The 13,536-nt window shown below is 32.9% G+C and carries 10 protein-coding genes and 1 pseudogene; 1 reads left to right on the top strand and 10 read right to left on the bottom strand.

Translation table 11 applies throughout. The annotated features are described in order from the left end of the window. The first annotated feature begins 260 nt into the window (after window positions 1–260). A complete protein-coding gene (locus tag J5G60_RS11430) occupies window positions 261–2,006 on the top strand; it encodes an SGNH/GDSL hydrolase family protein (RefSeq protein WP_150357908.1) in 1,746 nt (581 codons plus the stop codon). A gap of 63 nt (window positions 2,007–2,069) precedes the next feature. On the opposite strand, the gene J5G60_RS11425 is transcribed toward J5G60_RS11430, so the two are convergent. From J5G60_RS11425 to J5G60_RS18900, 10 genes and pseudogenes are all read right to left on the bottom strand, one after another. Beyond that, window positions 2,070–5,174 carry a leucine-rich repeat protein gene (locus J5G60_RS11425; RefSeq protein ID WP_150357907.1) on the bottom strand — a complete coding sequence of 1,035 codons (3,105 nt, stop codon included), beginning with the start codon at window positions 5,172–5,174 and terminating at the stop codon, window positions 2,070–2,072. Between the two features lie 67 nt (window positions 5,175–5,241). Continuing rightward, a complete protein-coding gene (locus J5G60_RS11420) occupies window positions 5,242–7,185 on the bottom strand; it encodes a hypothetical protein (RefSeq protein ID WP_150357906.1) in 1,944 nt (647 codons plus the stop codon). A gap of 256 nt (window positions 7,186–7,441) precedes the next feature. Beyond that, window positions 7,442–7,924 carry a hypothetical protein gene (locus tag J5G60_RS11415; RefSeq protein ID WP_150357905.1) on the bottom strand — a complete coding sequence of 161 codons (483 nt, stop codon included), beginning with the start codon at window positions 7,922–7,924 and terminating at the stop codon, window positions 7,442–7,444. A gap of 358 nt (window positions 7,925–8,282) precedes the next feature. Continuing rightward, on the bottom strand, window positions 8,283–8,411 hold the full coding sequence (locus J5G60_RS19085; protein WP_268253955.1) for a hypothetical protein: 129 nt from the start codon (window positions 8,409–8,411) through the stop codon (window positions 8,283–8,285). A 310-nt stretch (window positions 8,412–8,721) separates the two neighbouring features. Then, the gene (locus tag J5G60_RS11410; protein WP_190972228.1) at window positions 8,722–9,153 is read right to left on the bottom strand and encodes a Fur family transcriptional regulator; all 432 of its coding nucleotides are present in this window, start codon (window positions 9,151–9,153) and stop codon (window positions 8,722–8,724) included. Window positions 9,154–9,219: 66 nt separating this feature from the next. Next, complete coding sequence (locus J5G60_RS11405; protein ID WP_150357903.1) at window positions 9,220–9,747, bottom strand: MarR family winged helix-turn-helix transcriptional regulator; 528 nt, start codon at window positions 9,745–9,747, stop codon at window positions 9,220–9,222. A gap of 184 nt (window positions 9,748–9,931) precedes the next feature. Continuing rightward, window positions 9,932–11,314, bottom strand: a complete 1,383-nt coding sequence (locus J5G60_RS11400; RefSeq protein WP_150357902.1) for a radical SAM protein — start codon at window positions 11,312–11,314, stop codon at window positions 9,932–9,934. A gap of 89 nt (window positions 11,315–11,403) precedes the next feature. Next, entirely contained in the window at window positions 11,404–12,189 is a 786-nt protein-coding gene (locus J5G60_RS11395; protein WP_150357901.1) for a TetR/AcrR family transcriptional regulator, read from the bottom strand. A gap of 631 nt (window positions 12,190–12,820) precedes the next feature. Then, complete coding sequence (locus tag J5G60_RS11390) at window positions 12,821–13,330, bottom strand: MFS transporter (RefSeq protein WP_328707011.1); 510 nt, start codon at window positions 13,328–13,330, stop codon at window positions 12,821–12,823. A 104-nt stretch (window positions 13,331–13,434) separates the two neighbouring features. Beyond that, window positions 13,435–13,536: pseudogene (locus J5G60_RS18900) on the bottom strand (GntR family transcriptional regulator); the annotation flags it as partial.

Here is a 13,536-nt window from a genome sequence, read left to right as displayed (position 1 = left end):
AATAAAAACAGTCTGAGTTCTCTTTTATAATCATATATAATTATAAAAGAGAACATTTTTTTGTAATTCTGAACCACGTTCCTAATTCTAATATTTGAAAATAACATAATTACTTGACATTCTTTAAATATAATAAAGTTCAAGTAATATTTTTAATTGGAGGATAAATACAATGACAAAAAAGAGCTATGGAGTCAACAATATTAATAATGGTCTAATGAATAATTTAGAGCTTAGCTCAAAATTAAAATTGATAAAATATGAAAACAGATAAATATACTGTAAGTAAAATTTGCTGTGGAGAAAAAGTAAGCTTTCAGGATACGTGGACATCATGGGAAAATAATGAAAAATTTCCAGTAGCTTTTTTGGGAGACAGTACTGTGGATGGAAATGAGACTACATCCTGGGTGAAAAATGAGATAGGACAGGATCATCAGCCTCCACATGCCTTTACAACTTATTTACAAAATCTTGTAAGGGTATATACAGGTTCAAATACAGCTAGAATTTATAATGCAGGGTTCTCCGGACAAACTGCTAGCTGGGCATATTCAAATATAAATAGTATATTTGCAGGAAATTACTCGGATGTAAAGATGATAGGTATAGGATTTGGAATAAATGACAGACTCGGGGTGACTTCCATTAAAGATTATGAGAGTGATTTTAAAAGAAGCATTGAAAATATAATATTGTGGTGTTTTAAAAATAATATACAGCCTTTTTTATTGACTACACAGGCTACAGTTGAACCGGGAAGTACTGATAGTTCCAGTTATCCCTATCGTACCAGTGAAAGCATAAACTCTGTAGCAAATACAGTTAAAAAGAATCTGGCCAAAAAGTATAATATACAATTAATGGATCTAAATTATTATACATCGAAACTGTTATCAAACAATGATACTTATAGCTTAAAGAACATCATAAGCCAAGATCATCTGCATTTTAAGGATAAAGGTCATGAATTTGAAGCTGAAACCATATTTGCTTATTTTAATCCAAGGGTAGTTGTACTTGATGGAAAAAATAAGCTTAAGATTGATTTTACTTCACAAAATATCAAAAGCAATGTTGAAAGTGATAAAGTTTCTTTTGAAAACAGTCCTATAAATCTATGGTATGGAAATAATCTTTTTAATAATTTTATATATTACTGCAAAAAAGATGACATGGATACGCTTTTACAGGATTTTTTAGTTTTCAATTTATCAAATGGACTTGAACTTTACAGTATGCAGATTCAGGTACCTAAAAATCCAGGATATACTCTTCCTTCATCTGAAGATGAAAAACCCTATGTTATTTTTAATGACAAAAAATATGTGCTAAAGGATACATTTATAGACAGCTATTTTTCAACCATGAATGTGAACAGGCCATTTTTAGTTGATAATTTGCGATTTGGCCTCAATAAGGTAAAGCTTTATTCAGGTAAATTTAACAGAGCAGCCTCAGGTGGATTTTATATTTCACGGAATTTTAAAAACTACAGTTCAAGGATATCGATAGTCCAGGATACTAATGGAGATATATCAAAACAATTTTTGACTCCTTATAAATTTCAAAATTATTTTGAGCATAAAGCTCTATTCAAGCTTAATATTGACAGCAATATCTCCACCAGTAGAACCAAATTTTTAGTTCCTGTCGTGGATAGGGCAGATTCGGGGCTGGCACTTGAGTTTGAAAATGGTACTGTTGAATTGATTGAATACGTGAGAAAAAGCAGCTGTCTGGATGATGTCGGGAATTTGAAAAAGTTGGCATATATAAATACTCAATCAAATTCTCAGGAGTCTACAAAATCCATTAAAATATACGTTAGAATAAATGAAGCTTCAATTGAAGTATATAAGGAACTAAAATCTTCACCAATTATAACCTATAATACGCATAAGGAGATTATCGGTTCAGGTATTTTTGCCAATTTCATAAAGCTTGAATATCAATGTAATGGAGACTATTTAATACTTGATACAGATATCTTGTACAGCATATGAATAGATTTGATTCTCATACAAATCCATACCCATTCTCCTTTTAAACAAAGGTTAAACTCTTTATTAGTTGGTCTTATGGATAAAAGTTACTTTATTATATACTACTCCATTGGTTAATTTTTTATCGCTTCCAGTTCCAATAGTATTATAATAAACCGTCACCGGCTTATCAGCAGAAATATTATTTAAATCCGCAATTGTCAATTTTCCAACATAGCTGTCATTAGTAACCTTCCATTTAGAGTTCTTATCAAATGATGCTGTTATTCCCCAATTTGACGCTGCTCCATAATAGTTACCATTTAGCCTTGTAGTAATACCAGCATTATTTGTATACTTTGCAGATCCATCCCATAGCCCCAGACTACCATCGGCAAAATTTCCTTCAAAATTGGAATTTTTAAAATTTACTTTCAAAGAAGACTTTCTATTACCTGCCATTCCCTCAACAGCTCTGCTGACATTACCTTCATTCCATATTATACCGTTAATTGTTCCACTGCTATCAACAAAATTAACTGTTGGTGAAGAACCTGCTTCAGAGGCAATAAGATAATTATAATCATTCTTGTTTCTGTTTATATATTTATTATTTGTAAGATTCAAGGTCGTACTTGATGCCTCAAAATCCAACACAGAATTTATGTTCCCACCAAAACTGCTGCCAGCCGTCAGATACGGCACATAATAAAAGTCAGTAGAACCAGTATATGATCCAGCAGAATAGTTGTAGTAAGTATTGTCTAAAACACTGTTGCGCAGAAGTGTACTATCTGTATACATTTTATTAGCAATATTACTGAGTTTATTAAGTAATGTTTTTTTAGCAGCTCCTGTAATATTATAGCTTTTACATAATTTACCTATAGTCATTGCAGGGTCGCTCATCATATATTGCATAAGTACATAGCTTCCACTTGCATTTTTCCACGTTTCCGCAGCTGCCTTTGCTTTATTTCCTGTAATATAGCCGTTATAATTTCTAAATGCCGTAATAGTTGAATTAGAAATATCTGAAGTACCTGTTCCTCCGCCTCTATTTTTAATTCCCATAACACCTTTTATCTGACTGTCTGTTATATGATAAGTCCCTCCACTCGCAATAACAGCACCAGCATCAGCATATGAAGTAAGAGATGATTTATCAGCAGAAATTACACCGCTGCCAATAACATATGCACCTGCAGAACGATTCCCATAAACTTTGGCTGTATAATTATTAACTTCAACAACACCATTGCCGAAATCATTTGCCAGCGAAGAAGCCTGCCCTACTGAATATGAACCTTTTTTCCCAGTTGAAGCAGTAACATTTTCAAGATGTGCATAGCCGCCATACACACAATCGGCTACATGATTGTTCCATCCTTCGAGATTAAAATCTGTATTATAAACATATACTTTAGATGTAGAAGATTTTGCTGCACTACTTCCTGTATTTTTTCCGCCACAAGCCGCAATAACACCATTAGCACCATCACCTGTTGCCAAGAGTGTGCTGTGATGTGTGCTATTGCCTTTTTCTCCAAGTATTACAGTACCACCCTGTGTAGCATAAAGTAATGCATTCATCCCCCATTGCATAACAACTTCAGTATTATAATTTGTGAGGCCCGTCTCATATGACATTTTTGCCCAGTTCCCTGTGGAAGTACTTTTTGCATTAATCCTTTTTGCCTTTATAGCTCCATAATTAGTAGCCCAAAGAATGCTGCGTTCTTGGTTGGCACCCCCCAAAACACGATCTCCTTTATAAGTTTGATCCTGACCATTTTTGTCAGTATATACAAACGAAGTATCTGCAGATTTAAGTTTAAGTGGATTATCATATTCCAAATTTTTTCCATCTGCTGTAATTACAGAATTTGCAAAAGAATAATAGGCCGGATCCATTTCCTTCCTTGCACTTAACCCGTTAAGGTATTTATCATCATCTAAAATTGATGCAGTATCTTCATCTGCGCTGAGATCAAAGGGTGAATAATAAATAACATCTACATCTCCATCATTGTCAGTGTCTTTATATGCAACATATTTATAAGAAAGATTGTCATAATTATTTGCATCAACCAATTTACCATGAGTTGCAGTTCCATTAACATATTTACAGATTATAGTGCCAGTCTTTACATCATATGCCATGACATTTGGATCAAGATTAACTCTGTTACCATTTATATAATAGCCTTCTTTAAAATTAAATCTGCCCTTAATAGCTCCATAGCTTGAATCTGATGCTATTTTTTTATTGAGTTTATCTGCTTCAGATTGAGTAAGTGCTCTGAATGTCTTATTCAGTTCTCCTGCCTTAACCTTACCTTTAAGACTATCTGCTATAGTGACAGCAAGACTATAGTCAACAATTCCAGTAAGAGTTCCTGAAATAGTATATATGTATGTGTTTGTTTTACTGTTAAATGTACTTGAATTAACTTTGCACCCAGTTCCTCTTAGTACAACATCAATATTTGTCTTTGAAATAGGATAAGTTTTTACATTAAGATAAGTTCCATAATTAGCACATAGTGTTTTATCCGCTGCCGTATATGGATCATTATTGTTTAAATCTTTAATATCTACTGTTGTTTCAGTATAACCTGTTTTGGATACCTTATTTTTACTGCCAAGTGCATTCACAAGTTTATTTGTATTTTCAATATTATATTTTGAATTTAAATATACTACAACATTGGGATTACTTTCAAAAGCATCTGTACTTAGAGCTACATTGGCATTTGCAATACTTATAACAGCTACACTGTTGCAATCATAGAATGCCCATGAATCAATTTTCGTAATTCCGTCCGGTACATAAAGTGAACGTATTTCAGAATGACGCGCAAAAGCCTGTGATCCTATCTCATTTACAATAGCTCCGTCAAGAATTCCAGGAACTACAACTGTAGTATCACTAGTTCCACTATACTGAGTTATCTTTGCTGTTTTAGTTGCTTTTGATGGTGATACTGAATTGTCTGTAGTTGTCGTAACTGTAAATTTCCAATTTCCATACTTTTCATTTTTTGTAGTTGTAGTCACATTTGATTTAAATTGGCCATTCGACTTATTGCCAGCCGCAAAAACCAAAGAAATCATATTGAAATTGGAAAGTGAATAAATTAATAAAAAAGATAAAATTAAATATCTCCGTATTTTCCATATTCTCATATAGCATCCTCCTGTAAATATAATAATCAAATTAAATATACTAAGATTGTATCAAAGCATTATGTGATTAATGTCTTATCGGCGTAATTGCAAGCTTTATATTACCCTTGTAAGTACCAGTTTCAATATTTTTTTCAATTCCATTAACCTTCATTGTAACCTTATATCCACCAGGAGCAGTAATTTTAGAATTATTATCAATAGTTAGACTTGTCAAATATGAATCACCGGCAACAATCCAATTTGAGCCATTAATCAAGGATAAAATCACCCCATTGTTAACAGCACTACTGACTTTATTTGTGACTTCTCCCAGCTGTTTATAGTCTACAGATGTAATCGTATCTTTTTTATGCCTAGCAGTAGAAGACGAAATTACACCATTTATTTTAGCGTTGTCAAATTTTAAAGAAAGATTTTTATCTAAGTTTACCATCTTACCCATCATATCTTTCCCCATACCACCACGGGTAGAATTATAAAAGTTGCCCTTTAAACTTATATTAGAAAATTCAGCAACAGTATCTGTATCCTTTACGGCCGTGGAAGTATCATGATTTTTATCCAATACAGCAGCACCACTTGGCTCATGATACACACCTGTAGTGTACATCACCCCATCATTACCCTGAACTGTACCTGGATCGTCACTGTCCATCAATTGTAAAATAACTCCTGTTTTAGATCGTATATGAGCGCCTTTAGAACCATCTACACTAATATTTGCAGCAGCACTTTTAACTAAAAAAGTAGTTTCCCCAGTTTCAAAAACTGTACCATCTGCAATATCTACAGATCCATTGCCATGCCACATAATACCAAAACGGCCAGATTTGACAGTAGTTTGTTTCTTTTGCAGAGATTTTAACTCCCTTGAAGTAAGACCAAGATTCAAGTTACTATTAAGTATGACTAATTTAGTAGGTGTACTAGCACCAAAAATACCACTGCCATTAGTAATAATCAAACCGTAGTCAGCAACCTTGAATTTACAGCCATAGAAGCTGTCTACAGCTGAACCTGTTGCATAAGCCCCATATCCACTATTACCAGTATTAACAATTCCACTATTTATAGCAGTAAGTTTTGTATTCCTGCAGTCATCAACGGAAAGAACACCCCATCCCTCGGAGGATAGTGAAGAATTAATGTATGTGGCAGTAGTATTATTTCCTATTGCATTAGTTGCTCTGCAGTTGCCTGAAAGGCCAAGCATCCAGGGTACTGATTTCATATAGCCTGGTTTTGCATTTGGCTTATAGTCTGATGGAAGAATACCATTTTTAACATCAACATTGGTATTTTTAACAATCAGATTACTGCCTCCACCAGCAACAATGGCAGGGCGGATTGCACCATGAGTTTGAATATTTGTATTATCTACTATAAGCCTTGTGTTCACGCCAGTTGACATAATACCTGCACCGTAACCAGCAAAGTCATTGCCTCCATTACCTGTCAATCTAATTTTAGCGGCATTGACGTTGTAAATGCCACCAGAAACATAAATACCATTGAATTTTTCTTCTTCTGATGTAATATGTATATTATTTGCAGAAACATTTGACACATTTCCACCAATTATTTCGGCTAAAACAGACTTGTCAGCTGCAACTCCAGAAGAATCTACATATAATGCCTGTTTAAAATAATGTGTAAGAGCAGAAGAATACTTGACCACATTTTGCTTAGTTATGGAAAGTACAATGTTGCCACTATACATACCTTCTTTAATTGTTTTTCCAGTACCATTAACTGACAGTGTCACATCATAACCTTCTGGTGCGGTAATGGTGGCCTTTTTGCCAATGATCAACCTTCGTAACTTTGTAGTTGTATTGACAACCCAAGTAGAACCAGCTTCAACTGTTTTAGAATTCTGTGCAGATAACACAGCATTTGCTGCAGCTGATGCTTTAAATGGCATTGTTTTAGCAGAAGCCAGGTAAACTATACTACTCATTACAGCAGCAATGACTGTACAAGTAATAAGAATTTTTGTCCTTTTCATTATTTTTCCTCCCTCTGTAATCTTTAAATTTCTTTAACACACTCACTTATTCTTAGATTTTCATAATTAACAGAGCAAATCTTCTTATAACCTGTAATTTAATACAATATATCCATTTTTAGTTATTTTATTTATATTTTAAGGAAAAATAAGAACATGTGAGATAATTATAAAAAAGTACACGTCAAATATTTAGCATGTATTTTTCAATTGGCGTGTACTTTATTAAATTAACTTAAACTTTTATATGCTTGTCTTATTTATGCGCCACTGGTGCTGGAGTTGCAACATTAGGTGCTCCACCTTTATTAAATCCTCCAGCATTGTTCTTTGGAATATCTTTATGACCCGAATTATCTTTCTGTGCTGGAGCTGGTGTCGGTGCAACATAATCATATGCATAATCATATGCATCATAGTATGCAACGAATATCTTCGATTCCTGATCGCTATTTATTATTCCTGCTGTTACTAAATTATCCAGTGCATCCTTAAAAATCGATTTGTTAGTATTGAATATGTTCAACACCTTTGATTCCTGGTAAGAATTTATCACCCCAGATGCTACAAGCTTATCCATTGAAGCTTTAAAGCTTCCATAAGAGTACTTGTAAACTATTGGTTTTGGCTCAGGTCCATAATTCCTTGGAGCAGCACTTACTGTTGTAGCAACTCCTGTGCTTAATATTGGAGCTATAACCATAGCTGCTGATATTAATTTGTACTTCATTTTTAACATTTATCTTTTCCTCCTTAAATTTGATTACAAATACATTATAATAAGGAATTATGTTAATAAAATGTCATCATAATGTTAAATTAATGTGATTCTCATCTAAACAAATATTTTAATAATCTACTTATAAAAATTTTATGCCCTTCATTCTTACGATTTTATATGTAAGCAATAAATTATCTGGTATACAAAAATAAAGACCATTCATTTTTAGAGTGGTCTTATTTTTGCTGTTTGTTATTTTTAAAGGAACACTTAACCCATGAATCCCAGAGCAAGCATTCTTTTAAGAATTCAAAATAGCTGTATGGCTCCAATCCATTGGCTTTAGCCGTTTCAATATGCTTTTTCTTACTTTTTATTACTCTGCGAGTAGTTCAACAATTTCATCAAGTACAGGCTTAATATAAGTTATCAGTGTCATAATCAAAGTGTAATACATTATATTTTTGTTGAATTTTCTATTTCTCTTTATATTAATTTCCCTCATAAATTATCCCCTGATTCATTATAAAATATTAGTATCCTCATATTTAGTAATTTTTAATTAAATAATTGCTGCACAGCTTTAGTACAATAGGAGAATTATAATTAAGAAAATTGTACATAAAATGTGAAAATTGTGTCTACATTATGTGATTCACATCTTAGAAATATCTAATTTGAAAAATTTGCCTTTTCGATCAATGAATATACAAGATTAGATTTTTGGGGAGGCTTTATTTTGGATGAAAAAAACTTGGCAGGTTTATAAGAAAAACTTATTATATCAAATGCGTTCCCGCTAACTAATTCTTTAATTATTCTTCACTCACTTGAATACATTGTGTACATAGACCGTAATAGATAATATTTTGATTTTCAATTTGTTGTTCTGTCATACTCATTTCCGGTAAATATATATCAGTAATACTGCCACATCTAGTGCATATAAAATGTCTGTGCTTATTTTTCTCCTCGTGATCAGTTAGTTGATACTTACAACAGTTTCCCTGTACCATTATTTTGTATAAAATACCAATGCTTTCTAACTGATTTACAGTTCTATAAACCGTTGGAATACCTATTTGTGAAAATATATTTTTGGCTTGATGCCATATTTCTTCAACTGTTAAATGTCGTTTTCTATTTGTAAAGAGAACATCCAGAATAGCCCTACGTTGAGGAGTCATTATAATACCATTATCTATAATAATTTTCTCAAAGTATTCGAGATGCTTTATTTTTTCCATATACGAATCCCCCTCCATAGCCTAAATCACCTAGCTTTAGCTCAATATCATTATTTTTTATACTTGTTAAAAATATTCATGCCGTTTATTACGATGATGTCCACAGCTATGCTGTCGTTTATAACCTCCAAAATCTGAGTCCCTCTGATTAGCTTTCGTTTTTTGTTCCAGCGAATCAATAATACGGTTAAGATATTCCTTAAAAGTATACTGCTCTTCTTGTGTCAAACAATCAAAAATTTCATTGAAATCTTCAGGCTGTTGATTCCCTTTGTTGACTACTTCAGCTCCGGACTCAGTAAGCTTGATATTTATTCTCCTGCGATCAGCCTCTGAGGCTGTACGTGTGATATAACCATTTTGTTCCAACTTAGCCAGTAACTCTCCAACAGATTGAGGGCGCATATCTAAAAGATACGTTAACTTTTTCTGAGTAATCTCAGGCTGCATTTTAAGCAAAGATAAGATCCTTCCTTGACCTCTATGAGGGTTGCCCATTGGTCCATGAACTGTACGGTAATAATGGTAGTATCTGTGCAAAAGCCACTCAATACGTGTAAATAAGCACAATAGATCTTGTTTGTCTTCATCCATCTTATTTTCCTCCTGTTAAAGTATAAAATTTTAGTAAGGTACCTTACTAAATATTATTGTACAGGTACCTTACTAAAATGTCAAGCATCTTTACAAAAAATTTTCCCGAGCCTCTTAGCTCGGGAATTGTGTATTTATTATTATGGAAATAGCCGTACACTCAATGCAGCTTTTCCTTTATATTTTATCCTTTAGCAAACTTATCATTGCCACTCCCCTTAAAAAATTCCTGCCAGGTTTTTTCAGCATATGGTGCAAATTCTTTCGACGACTTCGTTATCTTTTCGTGAAATTCAGGGTCATGAAGCATTTTCTCCGCTCCAGCATCGTCCGGCTTAGCCCCTACTTCCTTGCATACATTTATTATGACATTGGTATTATCTATCATACTGCATGGTCTCAACATGTTTTTATTATAGGGCTGCATAGATCTTAATTTCTTAAAGAATGGATCCCTGAATGCATCTATCAAATGCCTACCTTTTAAATTAACAGTTGAAAAATGTGAAAATATGCACGGTTCAACATCTTCTTTAGAATTAACATGGAAAAAGTATTTACCTGCAATGCATCCTCCAACATACGGGGCATCATTAAAGAAATCTATAGTAAAATACGGTTTATTAGCCCTTATTTCTCTGTTTCTCCTTCCAAGATAATCTCTCTGTTCTCCTGTAAGCATCATGTCAAAGTCTTCATCTTCCCCATTGACAGGCATGAATAAAAAGTACCAGCTCATTTTAGAGCCTTTTCTAATTAACATATCTGTAAATTCATCGCTGAGCACTGTATTTATATTAGTCCTCGTAACAGCTGAAGACACCCCGAACAGTATCCCTCTTTCATGAAGCATATCCATAGCTTTCAATACCTTTTGGTATGTTCCCTTTCCTCTACGTGCATCAGTATCCTCTTCAAAACCTTCAACTGAAAGCATAGGTATCACGTTGCCGCTTTTTTTGAGTCTATCTGCAATTTTTTCATTAAGAAAAAGTCCGCTGGTAAATGGTGTAAACATTACATCATCATATTTCTCATAAATGTCCAGAAGATAGTCATTAAAGAAAGGTTCTCCACCTAAAATAATAATATAATAAATTCCAAGATCCCTTGCTTCTCCTATAATCCTGTCAACCTCCTCCGGTGGAATATCATCCTTTTTACTAAAACTTGAGGCATAGCATCCCTTGCAATGAAGCGGACATCTCATAGATGGGCTTAAAAGCATAACAAATGGTATTTTAGTATCCTCTTCATCCATATATTTCTGCCTTCTCGGTCCAGCAAACCAGTTCGCATTTGCAAAAAAACATGAGAAAAATTTTTTCAAGCATTTGGTATCCGTATTTTTTAAGATATCCTGAATATATTCATGCTTGTATTTGTCATTGTTATAATAACTCTGAACAAATTCAATTTGAGCCAATGCAGATTCATCTTTAGTTAGCATTTTAATAGCCTCAAATATTTTATCTATATTTTTTTCCGGGTTTTTATCAAGATAACCAACAATCTTATTTACAATGGTTTGTTTAGTAGCCTTTTCTAAATTATCTATTATCTTCATACAAATTCCTCCTTATAAAATATTTATTCATGAAAATATAGCATCTAATATAAAGAATAATATTTTCAACTAACTTTATCTAAAATAGTTCATGAATTATTATCATATTTCAAAAACCCATGCTGAAATATTTTTATAGCATTCCTAATAATAGCTTTATCATCATATTTTCTATCCTTCAAAGGCAACATTTCTTGTAAAAAAACTAATGACCAAATAGCCCCAATAAAAAGTCTAATTGATAGCACAGGATCTATATCGCTAGAAGCATAAGGCTTTAATATTTTACTTAAACTTTCTGTAACTTTTTCAACCACCTGGCGGAAAAAGAATTCTCCTATTTCTGGAAAATTAGGAGTTTCTGCAATAATAATACGCATTAGTTTTAATTTTCGCGGATTCTTAAATATAGAAAGAAATGTCATTCCGATTTCTGTTAAACTCTCTTCTATATTTATAGGTTCATTAATCTTAGACAGATTAAAAATGGTCTGCATTTGTGAAGATTCCCTAATTGTAGAAAGAAATAGTTCATCTTTATTATTAAAGTATTGATAAATAAAGGCTTTTGACATACCCATTTTATTGGCTATATCCTCCATGTTTGTTCTAGTATATCCTTTTGTTCCAAAAACATCAAGTGCAACATTCATTATTTCTTTCCGCTTATTGTCCTGAGAATAAGATACATCCTTTAAATCCATTCTTCCTATATCATTGAGGATTTCTTCTTTATTTTTGTAATAGCGATAGATAGTGCCTACAGATATTTTTGCACTTTTTGAAATCTCCTTAATTGTAGTATCTCTGAATCCTTTCTGTAAGATCAATTTCTCTGCGGCCTTTTTTATTATTTTCTTAATGCTATGATTCATTTGTTTATATCCTCTCTAAATTTTATGAATGTCAAATGACTGTATATTCACTATTTATTCTTATTACATCATTGTTACAAAGCAATATAATTAGTCTCCATTCATAAATTTAAAATATCATCTCCTTTTTGCGTCTGAAAAAGAAGTATCTAAATACATCATTATTAGGTAATTTTATAGTTATATAAAGATTTAATCCTACTCCACTTTCATCGGTATTGCCTCAATTTTTACCTTGCCAGTCATGACATAGGTTTTAGTGATCATGTAGAATAATGAATATTATTCTACTAGTCGTTCATTATTCATTGTAATTCTAACACTTTTACTTTATTAAATCAATATATTTGACGACATAAATTATAATTATTTTAATTCACAATTTTACTCAGAAGTGGTCTCCTGATTGTAATTAACCAGGCTACTCCACACAAGACGCCAATCAAAATATTGATTCTGCCAGCACTCCGCACGGGATTCCGTCGGTTAAGTGAAACAAGAATCATCCCGATACTTCCCATTACAGTTGTAATCGAGCTAATTAACGATGATGCTGAACCAGTATCATTCTTTTGCTGTCCCAACATTCCTATAGCATTAAATGCAAAAAAATAACTATATTCCTGGCTGCTTAATCCAAAGCCATCCTGATAAATATATGAAGATGAAGAAATAAAAGCCATAGAAGCATTGAACCAGCAACCACAACAACACCTAAAATAGCCTGTGCAAAAAAGATACCCCGCCATGAAGTAAATTTCAACAGAAGTGCACCAACAACCGGTGCCACAGCTGGAGATATTACCACCATCGACTGAACAATAGCCAAAATAGATTCCTGTTTTCTCCCTTGATACACACATAGGATACTTGCAATCATATAGCCAGTTAGGCCTATAATTAAAATGGGTTTACGTTCATACTTATCGCTCAGTGGGCCCCATATCAATGTTGCAAAACTGTAAAATACGAAAAACAGAATCAGGGTTAAGTTCGTTTTAAACTCAGACACATGAAAAAAACTTGTCATGCTCGGTAAAGCTGGCAAATAAAGATCAGTGGATAACGGTACGAACGCACTTAAAAGCGCAAGAAATAAAATTAACCCTTTATTACCAAGATATCTTTGCGTTCTTTCCAAAGCATTTTACCCCCTAAGTTATTTTAATTTTGTTTTATTATAATTTAAAATCTCTTGTACACTAATCATTCAAGGTATTCATTTTAAATATCCCCCTTTTCCAACTATTTACTTACTCCATGCAATTTAATATAATCCCCACGAAAATAAGTTATTCCAAGTCCAATGGGTTTATCTTCAATATCGTATAATTTTTGCTCTACTAC

Origin of the sequence: Clostridium sp. HV4-5-A1G (assembly GCF_900184915.1) — a bacterium.
GTDB classification, from domain to species: Bacteria; Bacillota; Clostridia; order Clostridiales; family Clostridiaceae; genus Clostridium_B; species Clostridium_B aromativorans.
This window is presented reverse-complemented; position numbering and strand designations above follow the sequence as displayed.